The sequence below is a fragment of the Desulfitobacterium elongatum genome, assembly GCF_055378975.1.
This window is the reverse complement of sequence record NZ_AP038772.1, coordinates 2,641,792-2,666,867: the sequence shown is the minus strand read 5'-3', so window position 1 is coordinate 2,666,867 and position 25,076 is coordinate 2,641,792. Positions and strand designations below refer to the sequence as shown.

The 25,076-nt window shown below is 43.4% G+C and carries 18 protein-coding genes; all 18 read left to right on the top strand.

Annotated features, from left to right (window positions below; translation table 11 throughout):
• Nucleotide 1: 1 nt before the first annotated feature.
• The 18 genes from ACZ42W_RS12450 (at nt 2) to ACZ42W_RS12365 (ending at nt 25,049) form a co-directional block, all read left to right on the top strand.
• The gene (locus ACZ42W_RS12450) at nt 2-1,432 is read left to right on the top strand and encodes a trimethylamine methyltransferase family protein (RefSeq protein ID WP_464165667.1); all 1,431 of its coding nucleotides are present in this window, start codon (nt 2-4) and stop codon (nt 1,430-1,432) included.
• Nucleotides 1,433-1,450: 18 nt separating this feature from the next.
• Complete coding sequence (locus ACZ42W_RS12445; RefSeq protein ID WP_464170991.1) at nt 1,451-1,927, top strand: (2Fe-2S)-binding protein; 477 nt, start codon at nt 1,451-1,453, stop codon at nt 1,925-1,927.
• A gap of 92 nt (nt 1,928-2,019) precedes the next feature.
• Nucleotides 2,020-2,880, top strand: a complete 861-nt coding sequence (locus ACZ42W_RS12440; RefSeq protein WP_464165666.1) for an FAD binding domain-containing protein — start codon at nt 2,020-2,022, stop codon at nt 2,878-2,880.
• A 1-nt stretch (nt 2,881) separates the two neighbouring features.
• Nucleotides 2,882-5,212: a xanthine dehydrogenase family protein molybdopterin-binding subunit gene (locus ACZ42W_RS12435; protein ID WP_464165665.1), complete on the top strand. Its 2,331-nt coding sequence runs from the start codon at nt 2,882-2,884 to the stop codon at nt 5,210-5,212.
• A 32-nt stretch (nt 5,213-5,244) separates the two neighbouring features.
• Nucleotides 5,245-6,522 (top strand): imidazolonepropionase, encoded by a 1,278-nt coding sequence (gene hutI, locus ACZ42W_RS12430; protein WP_464165664.1) that lies wholly within the window; start codon nt 5,245-5,247, stop codon nt 6,520-6,522.
• 137 nt (nt 6,523-6,659) lie between these two features.
• Complete coding sequence (locus ACZ42W_RS12425; protein ID WP_464165663.1) at nt 6,660-7,436, top strand: hypothetical protein; 777 nt, start codon at nt 6,660-6,662, stop codon at nt 7,434-7,436.
• A gap of 584 nt (nt 7,437-8,020) precedes the next feature.
• A complete protein-coding gene (locus ACZ42W_RS12420) occupies nt 8,021-9,220 on the top strand; it encodes a saccharopine dehydrogenase family protein (protein WP_464165662.1) in 1,200 nt (399 codons plus the stop codon).
• Complete coding sequence (gene nspC, locus ACZ42W_RS12415) at nt 9,220-10,353, top strand: carboxynorspermidine decarboxylase (protein WP_464170989.1); 1,134 nt, start codon at nt 9,220-9,222, stop codon at nt 10,351-10,353. Before ACZ42W_RS12420 ends, nspC begins: the two co-directional genes overlap by 1 nt.
• A 344-nt stretch (nt 10,354-10,697) precedes the next feature.
• Nucleotides 10,698-11,480 carry a histidinol-phosphatase HisJ family protein gene (locus ACZ42W_RS12410; RefSeq protein ID WP_464165661.1) on the top strand — a complete coding sequence of 261 codons (783 nt, stop codon included), beginning with the start codon at nt 10,698-10,700 and terminating at the stop codon, nt 11,478-11,480.
• A 466-nt stretch (nt 11,481-11,946) separates the two neighbouring features.
• Nucleotides 11,947-12,720 (top strand): electron transfer flavoprotein subunit beta/FixA family protein, encoded by a 774-nt coding sequence (locus ACZ42W_RS12405; RefSeq protein ID WP_464165660.1) that lies wholly within the window; start codon nt 11,947-11,949, stop codon nt 12,718-12,720.
• Between the two features lie 16 nt (nt 12,721-12,736).
• Nucleotides 12,737-13,723: an electron transfer flavoprotein subunit alpha/FixB family protein gene (locus ACZ42W_RS12400; RefSeq protein WP_464165478.1), complete on the top strand. Its 987-nt coding sequence runs from the start codon at nt 12,737-12,739 to the stop codon at nt 13,721-13,723.
• Nucleotides 13,724-13,809: 86 nt separating this feature from the next.
• The gene (locus ACZ42W_RS12395; RefSeq protein ID WP_464165659.1) at nt 13,810-15,867 is read left to right on the top strand and encodes a heterodisulfide reductase-related iron-sulfur binding cluster; all 2,058 of its coding nucleotides are present in this window, start codon (nt 13,810-13,812) and stop codon (nt 15,865-15,867) included.
• A gap of 369 nt (nt 15,868-16,236) precedes the next feature.
• A complete protein-coding gene (locus ACZ42W_RS12390) occupies nt 16,237-16,890 on the top strand; it encodes a TetR/AcrR family transcriptional regulator (RefSeq protein ID WP_464165658.1) in 654 nt (217 codons plus the stop codon).
• 209 nt (nt 16,891-17,099) lie between these two features.
• Complete coding sequence (locus ACZ42W_RS12385) at nt 17,100-19,130, top strand: oxidoreductase (protein ID WP_464165657.1); 2,031 nt, start codon at nt 17,100-17,102, stop codon at nt 19,128-19,130.
• A 231-nt stretch (nt 19,131-19,361) separates the two neighbouring features.
• Nucleotides 19,362-20,924, top strand: coding sequence for a 4-hydroxyphenylacetate 3-hydroxylase family protein (locus ACZ42W_RS12380; protein WP_464165656.1), 1,563 nt, complete (start codon nt 19,362-19,364; stop codon nt 20,922-20,924).
• A 115-nt stretch (nt 20,925-21,039) separates the two neighbouring features.
• Nucleotides 21,040-21,828: an SDR family NAD(P)-dependent oxidoreductase gene (locus tag ACZ42W_RS12375; RefSeq protein ID WP_464165655.1), complete on the top strand. Its 789-nt coding sequence runs from the start codon at nt 21,040-21,042 to the stop codon at nt 21,826-21,828.
• 289 nt (nt 21,829-22,117) lie between these two features.
• On the top strand, nt 22,118-23,710 hold the full coding sequence (locus ACZ42W_RS12370) for a class I adenylate-forming enzyme family protein (protein ID WP_464165654.1): 1,593 nt from the start codon (nt 22,118-22,120) through the stop codon (nt 23,708-23,710).
• A gap of 316 nt (nt 23,711-24,026) precedes the next feature.
• On the top strand, nt 24,027-25,049 hold the full coding sequence (locus tag ACZ42W_RS12365) for a ketopantoate reductase family protein (protein ID WP_464165653.1): 1,023 nt from the start codon (nt 24,027-24,029) through the stop codon (nt 25,047-25,049).
• Nucleotides 25,050-25,076: the final 27 nt, after the last annotated feature.

Here is a 25,076-nt window from a genome sequence, read left to right as displayed (position 1 = left end):
TATGAAGCCAATGCTGGAAGTACTTAGCCAACAGGACATAGCTGAAATTCATGCCGCGACGATAGAGGTACTGGAGACGGTCGGTGTGGAGTTTCAGCATGAGGAAGCCTTAAAGATATTTAAGGACAAGGGAGCAAGAGTCGAAGGTCAAAGAGTGTTTATCCATTCATCTATGCTTGGCAAGGCCCTTAAGCTGGCTCCTGCTCGCTTTTTGTTAGAAGCAAGAGATTCTGACAAATCGTTGTGGATTGGCGAGAATGAATCCGTTTACGCCCCCCCGGCAGGTTGTGTCCATATTCAGGAACTGGGTAATTTACGGCGTGAAGCGGTACTCCAGGATTACTTGAATCTTGTTCGGATTGTCCAGCAAAGTCCGTATTATGGTACCAATGGCGGCGGATTGGTCACTCCAGGTTCTCAGTCGTTTCGAAGCGAATCGGAGAAGTTTGCCTGGATGGTTTTGGCGGGACACTGGTTTTCGGATAAACCACAAATGGGTTTCACCTTTTCCGGGGAGATTGCCCAGATATCCTTGGACTTAAGCCGGATCGTCTTCCAAGGAAAACCAGGCTATCATGTGTTGGGGACGATAAATCCTGATTCTCCCTTAGCGTTTTCTTCGGATATGGTGGAGAGCCTTATCCTTTATGCCCGGTCCGGACAGCCTTTGATTGTTGCACCCTGCAGCATGGCTATGGCCACAAGTCCAGCTACTCTGGCCGGAACACTCGTCCAAAATAATAGCGAAGTTCTGGCAGGGGTTGTTCTTATTCAATTGGTTAATCCGGGAAATCCGGTGGTTTACGGAAATACTTCGACGATTGCCGATATGTCGACGATGGCGATCGCATTAGGGGCACCCGAATTATCATTGCTGATCAGTTCTACAGCTCAGCTTGCCCGCTATTATGAATTGCCTTCTCGCACCGGTGGGGCTTTGACGGATGCCAAAACACCGGATATCCAAGCAGGGATGGAGTCCATGCTCTCTCTTTTCACAACCACCCTTAGCCAGGCGAGCATCGTGATGCATGCAGCCGGAATATTAGACTCTTTTCTTACCCTTTCCTATGAGAAGCTGATCCTAGATGAAGAGGCCGGAGGAATGGCCTGTAGGTATAGGCAAGGAATTGCCGTAAACTCGGACACTCTGGCAGTGGAAGCTATCAAGGAAACAGGACCGGGAGGGCATTTTTTAGATAAAGTTCATACTATGGAACATTTTCGACGAGAATTCTGGCGCCCGTTACTAAGCGACCGCCAGCCCTATCAGCCGGATAAAGAGTATAGAAATCAGCAGCTGGAGAGTGCTAAGTTAATTTGGCAGGAACGGATCAATTCGTATCAGCGGCCTGTCTTAAGTTCGGCGGTTGAAAAAGCGTTGCTTGAGTTTTACTGGAGTAAATTCGGCTCAGTTCCGGTACTTATTTAACCACATGGGGGATTAATGATGGAATTAGAATTTACCGTTAATGGTCAGAAACACACATTGGATATAGAACCGGAAGCCAGGCTTTTAGATGTATTGCGTAATCAACTGGGTCTTACAGGTGCCAAGGAAGGCTGCGGCGAAGGGGAATGTGGGGCTTGCACTGTGATTATGGATAAGGAAGCTGTAAACTCCTGCTTGGTATTGGCTTACCAAGCCAGAGGTAAAGAAATTCTTACTGTTGAAGGGCTTGAGCAAAATGGGGAATTGGACCAGTTACAGCAATCCTTTATCCAGAACGGGGCCATTCAGTGCGGCTATTGTACTCCGGGGATGCTAATGTCAGCAAAGGCGCTGTTAATGCATAACCCAAGTCCTAGCGAAGAAGAAATTAGGATCGCTCTAGCGGGGAATCTCTGTCGTTGTACTGGTTATGTCAACATTATCAAGGCTGTGCAAGAGGCTGCTAATGCTGACTTGTCTACAGATGTGGACTGAATGGTGGAGAAAGGCGCTAGAGAAACGAGACAGTAAACCAGTGAGTGAAGCGAGACAGTGAATCAAGACAGAGAAACATGGGAGCGTTGAATATGAAATTTGAGGTGGCTTGTCCCCATTCGATTGAAGAGGCCTTAGATTGTGCCTCACGCTTTGAAGGCAGTGTGGCTTATCTCAGCGGAGGGACAGATCTTCTCCTTCGCTTGCAAAAGGGAGAAGAGAAAGCAGGTTTAGTTATCGATATCTCCCAGATTCCAGAATTAGCTCATGTAGAGCTGGCTGAGGGTAGAATTAAAATTGGAAGCGCGACCACTTTTACCAGATTAGCCAAGGATTTATCCATCTTGAACAACGCAAACTGCCTGGCCCAAGCAGCTTCTCAGATCGGTTCTGTCCAGATACGCAACAGGGGAACATTAGGAGGAAATATATCTTCTGCTTCTCCTGCGGGGGACAGTTTACCACCTTTGCTTATATTGGATGCCTGGCTGACTCTGATCGGACCTGAAGGCCAGCGCAGGGTGTCCTTTGCCTCATTTCAAGGGGCTCAAGAAGGATTAAGACCTCGTGAATTAATTATGGAGATCGATTTCTCAGTTTGGAACAGGGAATACATAAGTGGTTTCCATAAGCTGGGGAGCCGGACGGCGGTGAGTATTGCCCGATTGAATATGGCCTGGATATTTAAAATTAACAAGGAAAAAAATCTGATCAAAGAGGCAAGGCTTGCTGTAGGGGCTTTAGCTAAAACGCCTCAGCGTCTACTACGAATTGAACAGTCGTTGACCAACCAAGTGATAAATTCTGACCTGATCGAGAAAACAGCGGAGATGCTTACTGAAACAGTCGATGAATTGATACCCGGTAGGCCTTCGCGAGAGTATAAAAGTACGGCCATCCAAGGCCTAGCTTATGATATGTTTGAAGGTGTTCTTGGCAAGGGGTGTGAATAAGATGAGTGAAAGCTTAAAGTATGTCGGGAAAGACCTACCACTCCATGATGCCGTACCTAAAGCTACTGGAGCGATCAAATATACAGGGGATATGGACTTCCCCGGCCTGCTACATGCCAAGCTACTTTTTAGCCCACTGCCCCATGCCAAAATATTACATATGGATGTTTCCGAGGCTTTAGCCTTGCCTGGTGTCATCGGAGTGTATACTCATGAAAGTACGCCAGAAGTACGGTATAACAGCCAGGTCTGGTATGCCGGTCAACAAGCTATCGAGGATGAACGAATGTTTTCAGACACGATACGTTTTATTGGAGATCGAGTGGCCGCAGTCGTGGCTGTAAGTGAGAAAATTGCCGTAACAGCAGTAAACCTTATTAAAGTGGATTATGAGGAATTACCTGCGGTTTACGATCCTGAGTCTGTCTTAAAAGAGGAAGATAAGGGTATCTTCAGCAAGGAGATCAGTACAGGGAATGTAGGAGACATCTTAAGAGGCGCAGAGTGTATCGTTGAGGACAGAGTTGTGACCCCTAAGATCCATCATGCCGCTATGGAACCCCATGTTTGCGTGGCCGTGCCTGACTACAGCGGAAAAATCACGGTTTACACTCCTTGTCAGATTCTTTACTCGGTGCGATTAATTGTCGCCAAGGTCCTAGCCATGCCTTTTAACAAAATAAGGGTTATAAAAACTCCCATGGGTGGATCCTTTGGGGGGAAGCAGGAAGTAATTCTAGAACCTCTATGTGCCTTCTTGGCGAAGGCGACAGGTAAACCGGTAAGAATCGTATTCAATAGGAAGGAAAGTATGATTTCCACTCGGACCAGGACAAGAACCATTGGCTATGTTAAGACGGTAGTAAGCAAAGACGGAAAGATACTGGCCCGGGATGTGGAGACCGTAGTGGATACTGGTGCGTATACTTCAAACGGCGGAATCATTTCAATGGCTATGGGCAAAAAGTTGTTCAGATTATACCGGATTGAAAACCAGCGTTATCGAACCAGAGTTTTTCGTACCAACACTCCAGTTGCAGGTGCGGCCAGAGGATACGGTTCTCCTCAGATTCATGCCATCACGGAAATCAATCTTGACCATGTAGCCCGGACCATTAATATGGATCCTGTTGAGTTAAGACTAAAGAATCTTGTTCATCCTTATGATTCCGATCCAAGCGGAGGGCCTTCACTTGGTAATGCAAGAATTATAGACTGCGTAAAAGCAGGTGCTGAAGCGTTTCGCTGGACTGAGAGAAGAGAAGCGATTCAACAGATGAGCGATGATAATACTCTAATAAGCGATGACAGTACGCTAAAAGGTATTCCCGATAAAGGAAAAGGACGCTACCTAAGGGGAGTAGGAATGGCCTGTGCCACTCATGCTAACGGATATTTCGGTGCGAATCAGGACTTCAGCACCATGACCTTACGTATGCTGGAAGACGGAAGCATGATTTTGAATTCCGGTATTCAGGAGCTGGGTTGTGGAACAGTAACCACTCTGAAGCAAATCATTGCTGAAGTCATGGATCTAGACCCTGTTCTCATTGAAGCTCCCGAGGGAGATACGGAAACTAGCCCCTATGATATCGGTTCCCAGGCTAGCCGTGTAACTCATGTGTGCGGGAAGGCAGCCTTGGAAGTGGCGCAAAAAGTTCGAGCGCTTTTCGTCCATGAAGGGGCTAAAGTTTTTAATTGCACGCCGACGGACCTTATTTTGGACAATGGAATGATTCGGATCGGTTCAGACGGAAAGCCTAGCAGCGGAGAACTTAGCAACGGAGAGTCTAGCATGAGTTATGGGGAATTAATCCGGGGTATTCATAAGGAAAACCAATGTGAAATCATTGTGACTCATACCTATAGAGCTTCGGACAACCCCGGCTCCTATGGTGCCAACTTTGTTGAAGTAGAGGTAGATACCTTTACTGGGCTTGTAAAGATTATTGATATTTTAGCGGTTCACGACGTAGGTAAAGCCATCAATCCTGAATTTGTTCGTGGGCAGATTTATGGTGGTATACAGATGGGTATAGGAATGGCTTTAACCGAAGACTTAGAGGTTGACCCCATAACAGGAAGGACGAGGAGAGATAGCTTTAGTAAATATCATGTTGTCAATACCCCTGATATGCCTCCTGTTGAGGTGATCTTGATCGAACAAGGAGATGATAACGGACCTTTCGGGGCAAAGAGTATAGGTGAAATCGCAACGTGTCCGACAGCTCCAGCAGTTGTGAATGCGGTCAATCATGCACTGGATACAAATTTAACTGTGCTTCCCCTGACTCCAGAACGAATAATTGAAGCTTTAAGTGAGTTTGTGTAAAGTGAATCTGTCGTATGGAAGAGAGTGTTAGTATGAAACATGATAAACAAGCAGATTTAATCATCCATTCCGCCCACATGGTGACTATGGCAGGACATACTAATCGGCCAGCCCTCGGAAAGCAGATGTCGGAGATTGGTTTAATAGAAAATGGTGCACTTGCGATTAAAGATGGAATAATTGTGGCTGTTGGTACAACGAAGGAAATTGAAACTTCTCAATGGATTGGCTCTGGGACTAAAAAAATTGACGCCGACGGTAAATTGGTGACCCCCGGATTTGTTGACCCTCATACCCATGTGCTTTATGGCGGTTCCAGGGAAAATGAGCTGGCCATGAAAATAGCTGGAGTTCCTTACCTTGAGATTCTCAAGCAAGGGGGAGGAATTCTTTCTACTGTACGAAGTACGACTCAAGCTAAAGATCAAGAGATAAAGGACCAGACGAAACGACGGCTCCAAACCATGTTATCCATGGGTACGACTACAGTTGAGATCAAAAGCGGATATGGACTTACACTCACTGAGGAATTAAGAGCCCTGAGACTAATTAAGGAACTTGAGAAGGAGGTTCCTCTCGATATAGTCTCGACCTTTATGGGGGCCCATGCCGTTCCACCTGGATATAGTGAAAATGATTTTAGTCAACTCGTTATTAAAGAAATGCTTCCCAGAGTTGCAAGTGAAAATTGCGCAGAGTTTTGCGATGTTTTCTGTGAACCGGGAGTATTCAGTGTAGAGAACACTGAGAAGATCCTGCTTAAGGCTAAGGAACTTGGCTTCAAATTAAAATTACATGCAGATGAACTGGAAAGTGCCGGCGGGGCAGAATGTGCTGCGCGCCTAGGGGCGGTAAGTGCGGATCATCTCTTGAAGGTATCTGAACAGGGTATAAAAGATATGGCCCGCCAAGGAGTTATTGCCGTCTTATTACCAGCAACCTCCTTCAATCTGGCGAAAAATGTTTATGCTCCCGGAAGAAGAATGGTTGATTCCGGAGTGCCGGTAGCCCTATCGACAGACTCCAATCCCGGATCATCTCCCACTGAATCGATGCCGTTCGTCCTAACTCTAGCTTGTCTATATTTGCGTTTAAGCCCGGAAGAGGCTTTAACTGCCGCTACCATAAATGCTGCCCACGCTATTTGCAGAGCAGAAAGTGTAGGAAGTCTGGAAGTAGGGAAAAAAGGAGACGTTATTATCTTTGATGCCCCTAACCTGAACTATATTCCTTACCGGTTTGGCTATAACCCAGTTCAGACTGTACTTAAAGAAGGCCATCTCGTTGTTGAACGAAACGTTTTTAGTTAAATAGAACTGCGCAACTGCCTCCTGTAAATGGGAGGTTTTCACATTCAAGGATAATGAAACATCTTGCACTTTCGACTTTTTTCGTAGATAATTCAATCTATAAGAGAATAGTTTTGTAAGGAGAGTTGAGACTTAACATGTCGATAATTTCGCTTGCTGAAGCGCTAGATGATTGGTTATCTGCACACGTTATAGATGACCAGATATCTACTCAAACCGTGGAAGCTTGGTCAACTAATGAAAGTAAAGTTTTTGCTACAGGCCTTTTAGAGGAATTAGTAGGTGCAAACAATGTGTTTGAAAGTTTTATCGAAGGTGATATAGTTTTCAAATCATGGAACGGCCTCCTATCACCACTCAGTCAAGAAGACCAAACAGTAGTTGAAGAACTCGATCAGGTGGGGTTTAGAACTTACCATGTCGCTGAAACTGAACTTACGGATGATAATGATGCAGAGATCAGAGTAACTCATTACCTGATAGTACCGAAGAATTACTCCCGTTTTTTCCCCCTTATGAAGATGCTGACCACAAACGGAATACTTGGAATTAAGGATGAGGACTATGCCAGCGAGATCTTTTACACTTTAGCTAGAGAATCTCTTCTGGACTTAGCTGATTTTGACTCTACTGAAGGCAAAGGAGTAACCTTTGTTTACAGCATAAATGGAATGACTGACACTAATGAATTTACTGTAGCTGCTTTTAATCGTACTGAAAACGGACAGCTTAAAGACTGGTACTTTTCGCGATTAATGGATGACATAAAAGAAGACAAAAATGTGTTTGAACAAGAAAATGAAGCTGAAAACGATGATGAAGATGAAGAATACGAATATGAAGATTCGAGTGAAGACGATGATATAAAAGATGATGAAGACGACTATGTGGACGATGATCGAGGCTTGAAATAAGGATTTTAATCGATTTTATGCTGATAATGATGAATGCTATTGAAAAGTCTTTAATTTTTCGCTATAATTTGCATTGCGAAAAGAGGCATAGGAGCCTTTTCAGTAAAGAATTTTTTGACCAATCTCTGTCCTAAGAGGCAGAGGATTAAGGCCATACGGACAGCCGGGTCAAAAGCCGAAGATGGCAACTTTGTTGCCTTATTGATTGAGTCGGGTGACTCAATACGTTATGAGTTTGCTATCCATAGCCGTGTGGCAATCTGCCGCACATCAAACTTGTGGACGATCAATAAGAGTAGTAAAAGTAATTCCTTGCTATATAGACTCTGAAAATCTCGAAAGCTGAATAAATAACTCTGCGTTCACATGAGGATTTTCTCTCCTGCGTTTGTAGAGCCAAATAACAGGTTTTTCATGATCGTTCCGCTTAGGTGTGGTGCACTATAAATTTTTATAGTTGCTACCCCTAAGTTTTTTATTTGTTCAAATCTGTGACCCAACCCTCAGCTTCATAATCTATGAAGGCTGAACTGCTTTACAGAGCTTTAAGCAGAAAAGACACAAATGATTGGAGGATTATAATTATGGGAAAAGTACTTGTCATTGGTGCCGGCGGTGTCGCCAGCGCGGCTATCCATAAAATCTGTCAGAACTTTGAGGTTTTTGGTGAGCTGTGTATAGCTAGCCGCACCAAATCAAAGTGCGATGCGCTGGCGGAAAAACTGGGCGGCGGCAAAACCAAGATTACAACTGCTCAAGTGGATGCCGACAATGTAGAGGAACTTATCGCTCTGATCAATAAAGAGAAGCCTGAGGTTGTGCTCAATCTGGCCTTACCTTATCAGGACCTTCACATCATGGATGCTTGCTTGGCCACCAAAACGAGTTATGTAGATACCGCGAACTATGAGCCCGAGGACACCGCCCATTTTGAGTATAAATGGCAATGGGCCTACCGTGAGAAGTTCAAAGAAGCGGGGATTACAGCACTTCTCGGTTCTGGCTTTGACCCAGGCGTAACCAGTGTATTCAGTGCCTATGCCCTGAAGCACCACTTCGATGAGATTCATGAAATTGACATTCTCGACTGCAATGGCGGCGATCATGGCTATCCCTTCGCCACTAACTTCAACCCCGAGATCAATATTCGGGAAGTCACTGCCAAAGGCATGTATTGGGAAAACGGCAACTGGGTAGTCACTGAACCCATGGAGATCAAGCGTGAATATGATTTTAAGAGCGTTGGCATGAAAGATATGTACCTTTTACACCACGAGGAACTGGAAAGCCTTGCGCTTAACATCAAAGGGATCAAGCGGATCCGTTTCTTTATGACCTTTGGTCAAAGCTATCTCACTCACCTGAAGTGTCTTGAAAATGTGGGAATGACTAGTATTGAGCCCATTCAGTATAATGGGATGGAGATTATCCCCCTGCAATTCCTTAAGGCTGTTCTCCCAGACCCAGCTTCCCTCGGTCCGCGTACTAAGGGTAAAACCAATATTGGATGTATTTTCAAGGGTATTAAAGACGGCAAGGAAAAAACCTACTACCTCTACAACATCTGTGATCATGAGGAGTGCTACCGTGAGGTAGGCAGCCAAGCCATCAGTTATACCACCGGGGTGCCAGCCATGATTGGTGCGATGCTGGTGATGAACGGTACCTGGTCGAAACCCGGCGTTTATAACATGGAAGAGTTTGATCCCGATCCCTTCATGGAGGCACTCAATAAGTGGGGTCTGCCTTGGGAAGAAGACTTCCAGCCGGTGCTGGTACCGTAATGAAACAGTATTTTGACCAAGTGGCAACTCCCAGCTATGTGATTGACGAGAAGCTGCTCATTAGAAATCTAGAGATCTTAAAAGATGTGCAGGAACGGAGCGGAGCAAGAATCTTGCTGGCGCAGAAGGCGTTCTCCATGTTTAGTGTGTACCCGCTGCTTGCTCAATATCTCTGTGGAACAACAGCCAGTGGTTTATACGAGGCACAGCTGGGCCGTGAAGAATTTGGTAAAGAAGTGCACATCTTCAGCCCGGCTTACCGTGAGGATGAATTCGATACCATTCTGAGAGTTTCTGATCATATCGTGTTCAATAGTTTTTCGCAGTGGGATCGGTTTGGAGAGAGGGCGCTTGCTGCTGGAAAACAGTGTGGTCTGCGGATAAACCCTGAGTGTTCTACGCAAGAGGGACATGCTATCTATGATCCGTGTGCCCCCTATTCAAGACTTGGCATAACCAAGGCCAACTTTGAGCCTGATAAGCTTGCCGGTATTTCTGGACTACATCTGCATACTCTGTGTCAGCAAAATGCGGATGCCTTAGTCGCTACCCTTGAAGCCTTTGAAAAGGAGTTTGGGGAATATCTGTATGACATGGAATGGCTGAACTTAGGTGGAGGACATCACATTACACGCAGGGATTATGATATTGAACTTCTGATTCGAACGCTTATACGATTACAAGAAACCTATGGAATCACAGTGTATCTAGAACCTGGCGAAGCCGTAGCGCTGAATGCCGGTTTTATGGTATCGTCGGTGTTGGATACCCTGCATAACGGAATGGATATTGCTCTCTTGGATACCTCAGCAGCTTGCCACATGCCAGACGTGCTTGAAATGCCGTATCGACCTGATATTATTGGTGCGGGGCAGCCTGGCGAAAAGAAATATACCTACCGCCTTGGCGGGCCAACCTGTCTTGCTGGAGATATCATCGGTGATTATTCTTTTGATCAACCATTATTCCCAGGGGATCGTCTGGTTTTCTGCGATATGGCCATCTATTCTATGGTTAAAAATAATACCTTCAACGGGATTCGATTGCCCGATATTATTCTACACAAGGCTGAAGGCACAAATGAAACTGTTCGTAGCTTTGGGTATGAGGACTTTAAAAACCGTCTATCTTAAACATGCTAACTAAAGCGATGGTTATCTCTGTCTCTCAAAGAGGCTTTCCGTACATTCGGGAAGCCTCTTTGAATTCCATTGATGGGGTCGTACTACAGAGAAATTGCTGTTCAGGTCAGAGAAGATGTGTGTTTCATATAGGTTTGAGAGACTTTAGAAAAAACTTAATTGAAATTTTACATAATCATAATCTCTTCTTATAATAAGTAGTTTAGAATTTAATACATACTAAAGTTGATGAGTAAGTGAACTGATGATATTATGGGGATTGTTACTGATTGTTTTCAAAGCTTTAGTAGTAAGGCATAAAAATAAGTGAGGGTAGCAGTCAAGGAGGATTAACAATGTATGACACTCACGTGCATACGACTTTTTCACCAGATTCTGTCATGAAAACCAGCGAAATACTTTTACGGAGTAAAGCCGAGGGATTTGGTGTAACCATTACGGATCATTTTGAGTTTACGGCTGAACCAGGAATATATACCTTTGATCCAGTGAAGTACTTTGATCAATTTAACCCTTTGCGTAGTGATAAATTTTTGATTGGTGTGGAAATGGGTTTGAATCTATCATGCCAAGAGGAGATCCATAACTTCGTAAAGGATCACCCTTTTGATTATTTACTCGGCTCGATTCACTCTGTAGAGGAAGTCGAGGTTTATGAGGATAATTATTTTAAGGGTTTAACCATGAAAGAAGCCTACTCGAAGTATCTAGCCTATGTCTTAAACTGTTTGAAAGCCTTTCCGTTTATCAACAGTTTGGCTCACTTCGATTTCATCACCCGATATGCACCCTACAACGAAAAAACACTGAGATATGGTGAATTTGCGGATGTGTTAGATGAGATTTTTACACTTTTGGCTCAACGGGAAGCTGCATTAGAGATTAATCTGAAGGGTTACCAGGGTAAATCCTTCAATAACTATACAAGAGTTTTTAAACGTTTCAAGGAACTGGGTGGAAAATACGTGACGGTTGGTTCCGATGCGCACCAAATATATGACTTGGGTAGAAATCTCAAGGCAGGGTATGAGTTGGCAAATTACTGTTCACTAAGACCCGTATATTATAAAGACCAGTCTCCAGAGTATATCTCCTCAAGAGATAGTTGCGCCAGTTGATTTATCAGCAACCTAATCACGGTGTTGTTTTTTTATTCTTGATGCTCCCTTAGCGTAGTTTGTTATTCTACGTGAGGGGGGCTCTTTCATACCTCGATACGAGGAATTGGGGCTCAATATTCAAAATTAACTTGACGCAAATTTTCACATGTGCTATTCTGAAAGCAGAAATTGGGAGAGAGCAAATTTTTTTTAAGCATAATTTAGAGCGAGCGTTCAATCTCTCAGAGTTCTGGATCAAGGAGCAAAAAATTTTTAGGAGGGAAGTATCTTTTGTATTGCCAGGAGAATGTCCTTATAGATCCTTACCAAAAATTTCACAAGATATTGTAAGAAATGCCTCTAGTCTAATACAACAGGCTTTGAGGCATTTCTTATCACCACAGTCATGAAAGAATTTTAGAGATAGCATTCATGTTCACTTGACATTTTTACTCGAAATAATTCCACTAAGGAGGAAGAAAAAATGAATATACTTGTGTGTATCAAACAGACATTTGATACTGAAGCTAAAGTTGTTCTAGATAAAGAGGGCAAAGTTGATTCAGCCGGTGTTACTTTAGTCATTAATCCTGATGATGAGTATGCTGTGGAAGAAGGAATCCGCCTCAAAGAAAAATTTGGCGGCGAAGTAACCTTGGTGTCTATAGGTAACAGCAATACCATAACGGCTCTGCGCACCGCTTTGGCCATGGGTGCAGACAAGGCAGTTCTGATTGATGACCCTGCCCTGACAGACTCCGATGAGCTAGGCGCAGTTGAAGTGCTGGCGAAATCTATCTCTTCGCTCAACTATGATATTATATTGACGGGTAAAACCGATGTTGATACTGGAGCTAGCCAAATCCCCGTACGCCTGTCAGAAAAGCTTAATCTTCCTTCAGCCAATATGGTAACCAAGCTAGAAATTGATGGAACGAAGGCTACAACAGTACGAGAAATTGATGGGGGAAAAGAGACGCTCGAGTTAACCCTACCCGCAGTTATCGCTGTCCAACAGGGTATCAATGAACCCAGATATCCATCCGTACCTGGAATTATGAAAGCTAAAAAGAAAGAGCTAAAAACGTTTAGCCTTGCAGACCTAGGAATAGATGCAGCAAGTGTAGCAGCTACAATGAAAATAGAAAAACTCAGCTTACCGTCTGCCCGTGGTAGTGTTCGTCTTATCCCTGGAGAGCCAGCGGATGCAGCCAGTGAATTAGCAAGAATCCTGTCCCTAGAGAAGAAAGTACTGTAAGAGGAGGAGTATAGAAATGGCTAAAATTTTGGTATATATAGAACAAAGCAATATGAAGATACGCAGAGTATCGTTGGAAATATTGAGTAAAGCCAGAGAAATCGCTGACCAAGCGGGAGACGAAGTCGTTGCAGTACTGCTAGGACAGGGGGTCGAAGCTTTAGCTAAAGAAGTTATTCCTTATGGAGCGGATAAAGTGATTGTCGTGGATGATGCCCAGCTTGCTAACTATACGACAGGTGCCTATACCTCAGTTATGAACAAACTGATCAAGGAACAGGAGCCTCAGGCTTTCCTGCTTGGCCATTCAGCTCTAGGTAGGGATTTAGCACCTCGCCTAGCTCAGCGACTCGGAGTAGGCATGGTTGATGATTGCATCGGTATGGAATATGACGCAGCCTCTTATCTTACGTTCAATCGACCGATCTTTACCGGAAGAGCGTTTGCTCAAGTTTCCACAGCGGTACGCCCAATTATTGCCACGATTCGTCCTAATACCTTCCAAGTTCAGGAACCGGACAGCAATCGCCAGGCAGAGATTGTCAAAGCGAATGCCCAAATTGATGCAGACGATTTACGGGCAATTGTTAAAGATATCGCTATCGCAGTATCGAAACGCCCAGATCTCGTCGAGGCTGATTTTATCGTAGCAGGCGGACGGGGTATGAAGGATAAAGAGGGTTTTGGTGTTCTGGAAGAGTTAGCCGATGTAGTGGGTGGGGCCGTAGGGGCTTCAAGAGCGGCTGTTGATTCCGGATGGATTGATTTACAGTACCAGATTGGACAAACGGGTAATACCGTAGCACCAACACTTTACATTGCTTGTGGTATTTCCGGGGCAATCCAACATCTTGCTGGCATGACCTCCTCCAAGGTTATCGTTGCGATTAATAAAGATCCAGAAGCCAACATCTTTACCGCAGCGGATTTTGGCATAGTCGGAGATTTATTTCAAGTTGTTCCCTTATTAACACAGGAATTCAAAAAACTCGTTAACCAATAAAACAACAAGATGACAGCGAAGTGAAAAACGCTTCGCTGTCTAACTAAATTATTTGAAACTTTAGTTTGGTAAAGGAGGTTTATAAAATGCGTTTAACGTGGCTCATTATATTTTTAGTTCTTGCAGGTGCAGCAGGTTATGGCTTTACTATCGCACTTCGTAAAAAAATTAATATTTTAATGTTAGCTGCCAAAGAAGAAGAATTTGATCAACCTAAAGTGCGCATCATGAATTTCATTATGAATATCCTAGTCCAGAAGAAAATGATAAAAGAACCTTATGGAGTCATTCATTTCTTCATTTTTTGGGGATTTATTTTTATTGGCATTGGAGAGATACCCTTTATATTCGAAGGATTGTTCCCGAACTACGCTATACCGTTTCTGAGCACCAATCCCTACTTTTTTCTTATCAAAGATATCTTAGCAGCTATGGTGTTCCTTGGGTTAATCGTTGGACTCATACGGAGATGGATAATCAAGCCTAAACGCTTATATCGCACGATGGAAGCAGCCTTAGTCGTTATATTTATTATGCTCGTTATTCTTACCGAATGGATGTCAACGGGTGCTAAATTTGCGTTGGAGCCACACATTGCAGCTTATGCGCTTGATCCCATGTATAATTTAATGGCAACTATGATGAGCGGGCTGAGTGACTCGGCCTTAATAGCACTTAGAGATGTTGTTTGGTGGCTCCATATGGTTATCTTACTGACCTTTTTGGTCTATATTCCGAATTCTAAGCACATGCATTTGATTGCAGCGCCTTTCAATGCCTATTTGGCATCCTTGAAACCCATTGGCGGTCAAATGAAGCCCTTGAACCTGGAAGATGAAACCGTATCAGAATTTGGAGTATCACGGATTGAAAACTTTACTTGGAACCAATTATTAGATAGTTTTGCCTGCGGCGAGTGCGGAAGGTGTATGGAGAATTGTCCAGCGACAAATTCAGGAAAACCCTTAAACCCTAAAGAACTTATAAGCCGGACTTTGAAGAATCACCTTCTTGAAAAAGGAGCTGTCATGCAGAAGTATGGCTTAACGTCAACAGGGGAAGAGTCTGCCGAAGCAATAGCTAAGATTGCTGAAACGAATCCTGAAGACGCAGCAATTTTAGAGAAGAGTTTAATCAATGATGTGGTCACTGAAGATGTAATTTGGTCATGTACGACATGCATGTCCTGTCAAGTCCAATGCCCTGTATCGAATGAGCATGTGAATAAAATCATTGATATGCGCAGATATCTTGTTACCATGGAAGGGAACTTTGCCCCGGAACTTCAAACAGCCTTCCGTAATACAGAGAATAACTCTAACCCCTGGGGAGTGGGTTGGAACAAACGTGCCGAATGGGCTGCTGATCTCAACGTAAAACAGTTGAGTGAAGTTGAAAACCCTGAGGATGTTGAATATCTGTACTTTGTTGGGTGTGCAGGCTCCTTCGATGGCAGAGCAAAAAAAGTCACTACAGCAGTAACCAAAATACTCAATGCAGCAGGAGTGAACTTTGCCATACTAGGAGCAGAAGAGAAATGTTGTGGCGATTATATCCGACGTGCTGGTAATGAATATTTGTATCAATCCCTCGTAGCAGAAAATGTAGAGACCTTGAATGGATATAAGGTCAAGAAAATTATTACCGCATGTCCACATTGTCTCAATACGCTGAAAAACGAGTACCCACAATTTGGTGGCAACTACGAGCTCGTTCATCATACTCAGTTTATTAACGAGCTGATCAACGATGGCAAGCTTAAGTTAAACAAAGATGTCCAAATGGAAGCTCAGAAGATTGTTTATCATGATTCCTGCTATTTAGGCCGCTACCAACAAGTGTATACCTCACCAAGAGAACTCTTTAGCAAGATTCCTGGAGTCCAATTGGTGGAAATGGATCGTAATCATGATAAGAGCTTTTGCTGTGGTGCCGGTGGAGGCAGGATGTGGATGGAAGAACATCTTGGCGAAAGAATCAATAACATGCGAGTAGATCAAGCACTTGCCAAAGAGCCCCAAGCCATTGGTGCCAATTGTCCCTATTGCATTACGATGTTAGAGGACGGAGTTAAAGTTAAAATGGATGACGATGCACAGATTCCGGTTGTCGATCCGGCCGAGCTTATTGTCAAGTTGATTTAAGGCCTCTCTTAACTACCGATGAAACCGAGTAATGTCGGTAAAAGGAAGACAGTTTTGACGGATCCAAGTAATACTTGACAAAAAAAATACTATTTAGTAGAGTTGTTAAAGTAAGGTAATATGCATATATTCTATCTATATTTTGTAGCTATAAATGAAGTACATCGCCTAATTCTTGAAGAAGTTGTCTTTATGTACAAGTTAATCGTTCGCGCTATATGAGCCCTAATAAAGGCAGAGATTAGGGCTTGTGTAGGGGGACTCATATTGTGAAAAAAAATCAGTAATTAAAGTCGCAAACTTTCTTTATATAAATTTACTCTAGTTATTAGTTGATAGGAGGAGACACATACGAATCACGAAGAAAACATGCAATTAAAAGATAATTACGCTATTTCTTCTTCTAAAGATGAGGCGTTGATCGAAAGTAAACAAATGCAGATAGTGGAGGGGGCATGTAAGCTCTTTTTCACCCAAGGATTCCACCCGACTTCTATACGTCAGATTGCAGAGGAATGTAACATGTCTATGGGGCAGCTCTATCACTACATTTCTTCTAAAGATGACGTGCTATATTTAGTCCACAAGCATTTTCATAAGATTATGTATGATTTCATTAAAGCTCAAAAGATCGAAGAGTCTGCTTCGCCACTTGAGAAACTTATTAATTTTATTAAAGCTAATCTGATTTTTGTAATGGAAAATAAAAAATTAATAAATTTTATTTCAACTGAGACAAAATATCTTGAAAAAAAATATTTAAAAGATGTTTTGGAAATGGAAAAAGAATTTACGATCGGCTATTATTATCAACTATTAGTAGATATAAATAAAGAAATCCCAATCGATACTGATCTAGAGGTGTTAGCTAGTATAGTAGCTTATGTTGTACCATTTTCCGCTTTGAAGGGTTGGACAGTAAGCAATAAATCGATAAATGAAGTAAATCGTTGCTTACTTGATTATATACTTAAAAGTTTAGGGCAATCTGTACTTGAAGAGGCTGAAAAATTGTTAAATTAAATGTACCCATCGACGAGGCAATGGGGTTACTATCCGCGTTAACTTTTAACCATATAGTATTCTTTACTTGAAGAAAGAGGAACCACAGCTCAGGTTCCTCTTTCTTTATATAAGTCACATATGACGATAAACTAGCTGGTGTCTTCGGGTTACACTCAAATAGCATTTTTAGACACATGTGGATAATTGAGTAAGGAGGGATTAGGGATATGTCAAAGTTATATTTGCCGGGTAAAATCGGGCAGGTAGAATTGAAAAATCGCTTAGTTATGGCCCCTATGGCATTGGGTTATTCTAACAAAGGTCTGATAACTGACAGAATGGTTGAGTTTTTTCGATTGCGGGCCCGAGGTGGAGTTGGACTTATTATTTTAGGTGCTTTACAAGTTGACCCGATTCATAAAACGGAATATGATGCTGTTTATATTAATGATGATAGCACAATTCAGGGACTTCGTCGTTTGACGGATGCAGTCCATGAGGAAAAAGGGAAGGTTTTTGCTCAATTATTTCATGCCGGTCGCTACGCGCGTTCGAAAGAATATAACGGAATGGAAGCGGTAGCCCCCTCAGCTGTTCCTTCAAGATATACCGGAGAGACACCTCGTGAACTGACTGTGTCGGAAATTGCGGATTTGATTTCATATTTTGCTAGTGGTGCCAAGCGAGCTGTCCAAGCCGGATTTGATGGAGTTGAGATCATCACTAATTCAGGCTATTTAATCGGACAATTTTTGTCTTCGGTCACGAATAAGCGGACAGATCGCTATGGTGGCGATTTGCAAGGACGCATGACGTTTCTGTTAGAAGTTGTTGCTGCAATTCGTGAGGCAGTTGGCCCAGATTTCCCCATTACAGTTAGGCTGGGAGGCAATGATTTCATGGAAGGGGGGAATACCAATTTCGAAGCGAGAAAGATTGCTGTTGCTTTGGAAAAAGCCGGAGTTGATGCTATTAGCATTACAGGCGGTTGGCATGAGGCCCAAGTTCCCCAAATTACAATGGAGGTCCCGCACGGCGCCTATGGTTATTTAGGACGAGGGATTAAAGAGTCCGTATCCGTCCCTGTAATTATGAGTAACCGTATGAATATTTCAGTGGGTGAAAAAGTTGTGGATGAGGGTAATGCAGATTTTATTGCAATGGCTCGTCCGTTTATCGCTGATCCAGAGTTGGTAAATAAGGCGAGGCAAGGAAAGCAGGATGAAATTCGGCCTTGCGTTGCTTGTAACCAGGGATGTTTAGATCGTATCATGGCTCACACAGCAGTTGTATGTTTATGTAACGCAGAAGCGGGTAGGGAATCTGAGCTTTTGCGGGGTTCCTCTCTGCCGTCACAGGTTACAACGTCCCATCCTGAGAAAATATTGGTTGTCGGCGCAGGCTTAGGAGGCTTGGAGTATGCTCGCGTTGCAGCGATGCGCGGTCATAGCGTGACGATTTGGGAACAGAATAGTCTACCTGGTGGTCAAATTGAGGTTGCGTCTGCACCTCCAGGGCGGCAGGATTTTGAGTATTTAGTTAAGTATCTGGCTTGTGCATGCGAGAAGCTAGGCGTACAGATTGATTATCAAAAGAAAGCAACGAAGGAAGATATTTTAGATAAGGTCAAAGCAGGTGCTTTTGAGCGAGTTGTAATTGCCACGGGCGCTGAACCTGTCCGTCTAAATATTCCAACTGAAGAGGGTGCTACAGTAGTCCAGGCATGGGATGTTTTGAAAAAACAAACTAAAGTAGGTTCACAGGTTGTTATTGTTGGGGCAGGAGCAGTAGGGGTTGAATCAGCCTTGATGCTGGCAGAGATCGGAACCATTGATGCGGAAACCTTACGGCATCTCATGCTCCATCGGGCTGAGACACCGGACGAGTTATATCGTTTGCTCACCCATGGCAGTAAACATATTACACTAGTTGAAATGGCGAAGTCGATAGGTAAGGATATTGGCGCAAGCTCTCGCTGGTCGATGTTGGCAAGGCTTAAACAATTCCGTGTAGAAACATTAAAGCTAACAAAAGTGATTACAATTAAGAAAGATGGAGTTCTCGTCGAGAAACCTGAGGGCCAGGAGCTAATCCCTGCGGATACAGTTGTGCTCGCCGTAGGATCACGCTCTAGCAATAGCTTATATGAAGAGTTAAAAGGTAATATTGATAAAATTAGTATAATCGGTGATGCTTCCAAACCGAGGAAGATTCTAGATGCTATCAGAGAGGCCTATGATGAAGCCATAAGTATTTAAAATTCATAGGAAAGGTCATTTAGTCTATGATGAAACTATGGAAGAGTTAGAAGGAGTATTTCTGTTATAGAGCTTTGGATTGTAGAATAAAATTCTAAAATATTCAAAATTATCTTGACGCAAATTTTACCATGTGATATTCTTAATTTGTAATTGGATGCAAGTCCTTTTTTTCTCAAGTATATTTAGAGCGAGCGTTCAATTTAGAAAAATTTAAGGAGGGACTAAACAATGGGAATAGGTACGTATGAGGAGTATAAAGAACGATTACTCAAAATGAAACCCAACGTTTATCTTAATGGGGAAAAGGTTGACCGATCGGGCAGTTGGATCGATGGCGGCTGTTATGTTATGAAGCAGAACTATGATTTGGCTAATGATCCTGAGTATGATGATGTATGCACGGCAACATCTCATCTCACCGGTAAAAAAATCAACCGTTTTACACATATTCATCAGTCCAAGGAAGATTTGCTCAATAAGCAACTAATGACAAGGTTGCTCTGCCAACATGTCGGTGGATGTACCCAGCGTTGCATGGGTGCGGACGCACTCAATGCTCTCGCCGTAGTCACCTATGACTGCGATCAGGCATGTGGTACAAATTATACCGAGCGTTTTAATAAATATCTTCTGTACTCTCAAGAAAATGACCTTATAGCCAACTGCGCCCAGACTGATGTGAAGGGTTCCCGTAATCCCAAATATAAGAGAGCCCATATGCAGCCCGACCCGGATCAGTTTGTACATGTGGTTAAGACCGATGTGGACGGCATAGGCGTTGATGGAAAACCTTGTAAGGGGGTCATCGTCCGTGGTGCAAAGATCTGCAACTCCAATGCTCCCTATGTTGATGAAATCATCGTCAACCCAACCAAATTTATGGGTAAGGGGGATGAGGCTTATGCGATCGCCTTTGCGCTACCGGCCGACTGGGACGGCATTAAGCTAATGGCTCTTCCTGGCCAGCATCACAAGAGAAAGCATCTTCAAGCTCCATTTAACCAGGTTGGCGACGTAGAGTCCCTGACCATTTTTGATGATGTTTTCGTTCCCAATGAAAGAGTATTCATGAACGGCCTTGACAATCCAGATGTAGTTCAATACGCTGGTTATCTAGCACTCATGTTCGCTCACTTCCACAGACATTCATATACCGGCTGTAAGACAGCAGTTTCGGAAGTTATCGCGGCCCAAGCAGCGTTAGTTGCCGATGTGAATGATATCGCACAGGAGCATCATGTTCGTGAGAAAGTCTGTGAAATCATCAGCACTGCTGAGCTTGTATTTGCTTCCGGTCAGGCTGCCGCACTGCGCGCAGTTAAATTCCCGAATGGTTCTTGGGTACCGGATGAGATCCTAACCAATGCCGGACGCAAATTAGCAGGACAGAAAATTTACCATGAATATGAGACATTAGCAGACCTGACCGGAGGCGTTTGCGCCTCACTGCCGACAGAGGAATCCTTCTTCGCTCCTGAGACCGCTGAACTATGTAATAAGTACATTATGCGCAACCCGGCGTATACTGCGGAAGAAACACATAGAGTCATGCGGATGATGGAGGATAAGCTCTGCGATGCCTTTGAGTCTGCTCAGGCTGTTGCCGGAGTACACGGTGGCGGATCTCCGCTAATGGAGACCATTACCATGATGAGCCGATACGATCTTGAGCCCCTCAAGGATCTTGCGAAATATCTTGCTGGCTTTGAAGGCGTAAAGTGTCCTCGTTACGAGCGTCCAACAGTGACTCCGAGAGCCATGCTTGACAAATTTAAGAAGACTCAAAAGTAGGCACTTCGAAGAAAACCAAGTCAAGAGACCATGTTTATTAGCACATCGTTGCGACGGGTTTAATAGCTCGTCGTAACGGTGTGCAGATATATAAAAAACTAGAGGAGATGTTCAAATGGCCAAGGAAATTAAAAAGCCTAGCTTTGATTTGACTGGCAAGGTAGCCATCGTCACCGGCGGCACTAAAGGTATCGGCTACGGTGTCGCAGCTACATTTGCAATGTACGGTTGCGACCTAGTTATTACTAGTCGTACCCCAGCTGATTGTGAACGTACGGCAAAGGACATTGAAACTATTTATGGCGTTAAATGCCTCGGGATTTCTGCTGATTCCTCCAATAAGGAGCAAATCGACATGGTGGTTGCTAAAACCGTTGAAGCATACGGCAAGATTGATATTCTTATCAACAATGCGGGTATCAGTGGAAAGACAGCTGCCCTTCTAGATCAGACCGAGAGTGATTTTGAGAAGGTTATAAATACCAACCTCAAGGGCGCCTTCCTATTTGCTCAAGCTGTTGTCGCACAGATGGCAAAGCAGGGGAAAGGCGGCAAGATTGTAAACATCTCCTCCGTTGGCGGATTAATAGGTGGAAAGAGTGTCGCTCCTTATGGTGCTTCAAAAGCAGGCCTTTTAAGCCTTACTAAAACCATGGCCAATGAGTGGGCGCGATATGGTATCACAGTAAACGCAGTTTGCCCCGGTTATGTCATTACCGAGCTCAATGAGGATATTTTTGCTAATCCTGAGATAAAATCCAAAATGGAGAAGAGAACACCCGTCCGTAGACTGGGCAGCGTAGAAGAGATTGCCGGTCCCGTGCTTGCAATGGTTTCTGACTGCTTTAGTTACATGACCGGGACTTATATTCTCATTGACGGTGGTCAAACTATCGGGGGCTGACCCTTGGAAGGGTAGGAAGAAACTTTATAGAAAGAGAAGAGTAGGTTAGATTGAGAATATACCCACATGAACGGATGGGGATCACTTATCCGTTTATGTGGGAGTATGTAGGATAGGGATTTAGATCATAAGAAACATAAGCTGAAGATGCGAAATAGAAGGATTTTTATGAAATCGTTCAGTTTAATACGTGAAAAATTGTTCATTTATAAGTATTAGAGCCAATTCTCCAGGGGAAATCAACGTTAACACTGTTGTGACATCGTCTAATCTAAGGGGGCAAATGTCAATGAGACCCAAAATGCCAATAATACCGCTGGAGGCACTGCATCACCTAAAAGGAAGACGTTTGGAATTTGAGAGCATAGCGCAAATGCTGACTATACGATCAAACGAAACCCCGGAAGCGCCACACGTATATTACTATGATCAGAAATTAACCTATAGAGATACTAATGATCGAGCTAACCAGGTCGCCAATTATCTTAAGGAAAAGGGTGTCAAAAAGGGTGACATCGTCGCGGTGATGATCCAGAATGCTCCTGAAATCTACTATACCATGTGGGGTGCTCAAAAGCTGGGAGCAATAGCCTTGGCGATTAACTATTGCTTGAAGGGCCCGGAAATAGCATATGTACTCAATGATGCCAAACCCAAGGTCGCTTTTGTCGGTAGTAATTTCTTGAACGAATTTACAAAAGGACAAGATCAGATCGATTTAAAGGCTAATGTGGTTGAAGTTCTAACCAAAGAAAAACAGGAATCAAAAGTAATACATGAAAAGTTGACCGACATTTTGTATAAGTATCCTACGGATGAATGTTTAGTTAAGCAAAGTCTCGATGATCCTTTTTTGTTATTATACTCATCGGGTACGACTGGACAGCCCAAGGGGATCTTACTTTCTAACAGAGCACAGCTTTCACAATGTCGCAACTTTAACCAACAGGGCTACATAAAAGGTGATGATGTTATGTTACTTATGTTGCCCATGTTCCATACCAATCCACTCTGCGTATTTACATATCCAATGAGCTATGCGGGACAAGCCCTATGTATTCGCACTAAGTTTTCTCCTGACGATTTTTGGCCGACGGTTATGCAATATGGAATCACGGTTATTATGGGTGTGCCTACTATGCTTGACTATATTTTGAATAAGATTGATCCCTCCGGTATTGATCTATCCAAGGTGAAGATACGCTATGCCTTTACGGGAGGGGCGCCCCTTTCCTTGATAACACGTCGGGGGTTTAAGGAAAAGTACAATATTGACCTTCTCGTTGGTTATGGCCTTACCGAGGGAGGTGGGGGAAATACCACTGAGCCTGCCCTAGGGTATTTTAAGGAAGGATCCTGTGGGATGCCCCATCCAGAGGAAGATATCGAAATCATGGATAATGAGGGTAATATACTGCCCAACAATGTAGATGGTGAAGTCTGCATCAAAGGCGATTGTGTAATGATGGGCTACTTAAATAAGCCTGAGCAATTTGCAGAGGCCATGAGGGGCGGTTATTTACATACGGGTGACATAGGTCATTTTGATGACGAAGGTTACTTGTATATCACTGATCGCAAAGGGGATATGATTGTCCGCGGGGGTGAAAACATCTATCCTCGCCAGATAGAAATTGTGCTAGAAGAGCATCCTCAAGTGGCAGAGGTAGCAATCATTGGAGTCCCTGATAAGTGTTTAGGTGAACGAGTAAAAGCTTATATCGTCCCAAGACAAAAGGGTTCTATGACTGCAGAGGCAACTAGGCAGTGGTTACTGGAACGCATGGCAAAGTATAGAGTCCCAGAATTCTATGAATTTGTGGATCGACTCCCTCGAACTCCAAGTGGAAAGATTCAAAAGTTTGAGCTGAGAAAAGTTTAGGAAACCGATCTTTTAAACCTTGACTTCAATTTGGGACACCATTTTCCACATTTTACGATCTATGTCCCATGAAGTTAAAAACTCAGGGAAATTAGGGATCATTTTCACATGGCACAATAATTGCAATATCAATTAAAGAGAAAGGGGCGATTGCTAGGCGTAATTTACTCAACAAAGAGTATTCAATGATTGGCAGGGACCCTTGAAAAAAATGGAGGTGAGTCATCAGCTAAGCTAAAAGCGTAATAGTAGTTGGTGTAGATAACCCTAGGTAACCCATTTATTAGCAACTGTAAATAAAAGGGAGGGATTTTCTATGAAGATGGCAGTTTACGGAGCAGGTTCGCTCGGAACAATTCTTGGAGCCTTATTGACTAAAAATGGGTATGATATTGATCTAATTGATGTAAATGAAGCTCACGTAAAAGCCCTAAATGAAAAGGGAGCAAAAATTGTCGGTCTTATGGAATTAGAACAACCGGTTAAAGCACTAACCCCTGATGAAATGACCGAACAATATGATCTCATTTTCTATTTGACCAAGAGCACTCATGATGAAAGTTCGCTACCTTATGTTACCAAATACCTGAAACCGGATGGAGTATTGGTGACTGGACAAAATGGTATGCCGGAACAGAATTTAAATGACATCGTTGGCAAAGAGAGAGTAATTGGTCAAATAACTGGTTGGGGAGCAACCTGGATGGAACCAGGAGTTTCAAAACTCACTTCCCCAGCGGACCACATGATTTTTGAAATTGGCGAACAGGACGGCCAAATAACCGAACGTCTGAAAATGATCGCAGAAATACTATCTCATTCTGGAACAGTAAATATGGTTACTAATTTGATCGGTATGCGGTGGGCCAAATGGACTTCCAACTGTAGTTTCAGCGGTATGTCTGCTATTGTTGCAGGTCCTTTCGGAGACGTACTTGATCATCCCCATGCTATTAGATGTTCGATCCACATTATGAATGAATCCATGGCCATCGCTAAGGCTGCGGGTGTTACTGTGGAAAAGTTCCAGGAAGCTGAGTTCGACAAATATACATTTACCACAGAAAAAGAATTAGAGGAGCATCTACCTGCATTTATAGCGTCAGAAGTTCATCGTAATATCAGAACCGGAATGCTTTATGACATGGAAGCCGGAAGGTACCCCGAAATAGACACTACCTATAACGGTATGCAGTGCACAATGGGTTACAAATATGGCGTACCAACACCGGTTAATCAGCAGGTAGCGACCTTAGTTCATGCGATGGCAGCAGGCAAACTTAAAATAGATCCGTCCAATGTGGACCTGATCAAGCTGCCAGTACTACCTCAAGAGTAAAATAGCTCTTAACACGTAAAAGGGGGA

Excerpts from the sequence above, each read along its gene's own strand:
- ACZ42W_RS12365 (WP_464165653.1), top strand. The coding sequence starts at position 24,027 with ATGAAGATGGCAGTTTACGGAGCAGGTTCGCTCGGAACAATTCTTGGA.
- ACZ42W_RS12370 (WP_464165654.1), top strand. The coding sequence starts at position 22,118 with ATGAGACCCAAAATGCCAATAATACCGCTGGAGGCACTGCATCACCTA.
- ACZ42W_RS12380 (WP_464165656.1), top strand. The coding sequence starts at position 19,362 with ATGGGAATAGGTACGTATGAGGAGTATAAAGAACGATTACTCAAAATG.
- ACZ42W_RS12375 (WP_464165655.1), top strand. The coding sequence starts at position 21,040 with ATGGCCAAGGAAATTAAAAAGCCTAGCTTTGATTTGACTGGCAAGGTA.
- ACZ42W_RS12395 (WP_464165659.1), top strand. The coding sequence starts at position 13,810 with ATGCGTTTAACGTGGCTCATTATATTTTTAGTTCTTGCAGGTGCAGCA.
- nspC (WP_464170989.1), top strand. The coding sequence starts at position 9,220 with ATGAAACAGTATTTTGACCAAGTGGCAACTCCCAGCTATGTGATTGAC.
- ACZ42W_RS12435 (WP_464165665.1), top strand. The coding sequence starts at position 2,882 with ATGAGTGAAAGCTTAAAGTATGTCGGGAAAGACCTACCACTCCATGAT.
- ACZ42W_RS12445 (WP_464170991.1), top strand. The coding sequence starts at position 1,451 with ATGGAATTAGAATTTACCGTTAATGGTCAGAAACACACATTGGATATA.
- ACZ42W_RS12425 (WP_464165663.1), top strand. The coding sequence starts at position 6,660 with ATGTCGATAATTTCGCTTGCTGAAGCGCTAGATGATTGGTTATCTGCA.
- ACZ42W_RS12410 (WP_464165661.1), top strand. The coding sequence starts at position 10,698 with ATGTATGACACTCACGTGCATACGACTTTTTCACCAGATTCTGTCATG.
- ACZ42W_RS12450 (WP_464165667.1), top strand. The coding sequence starts at position 2 with ATGAAGCCAATGCTGGAAGTACTTAGCCAACAGGACATAGCTGAAATT.
- ACZ42W_RS12420 (WP_464165662.1), top strand. The coding sequence starts at position 8,021 with ATGGGAAAAGTACTTGTCATTGGTGCCGGCGGTGTCGCCAGCGCGGCT.
- ACZ42W_RS12385 (WP_464165657.1), top strand. The coding sequence starts at position 17,100 with ATGTCAAAGTTATATTTGCCGGGTAAAATCGGGCAGGTAGAATTGAAA.
- hutI (WP_464165664.1), top strand. The coding sequence starts at position 5,245 with ATGAAACATGATAAACAAGCAGATTTAATCATCCATTCCGCCCACATG.
- ACZ42W_RS12405 (WP_464165660.1), top strand. The coding sequence starts at position 11,947 with ATGAATATACTTGTGTGTATCAAACAGACATTTGATACTGAAGCTAAA.
- ACZ42W_RS12390 (WP_464165658.1), top strand. The coding sequence starts at position 16,237 with ATGCAATTAAAAGATAATTACGCTATTTCTTCTTCTAAAGATGAGGCG.
- ACZ42W_RS12440 (WP_464165666.1), top strand. The coding sequence starts at position 2,020 with ATGAAATTTGAGGTGGCTTGTCCCCATTCGATTGAAGAGGCCTTAGAT.
- ACZ42W_RS12400 (WP_464165478.1), top strand. The coding sequence starts at position 12,737 with ATGGCTAAAATTTTGGTATATATAGAACAAAGCAATATGAAGATACGC.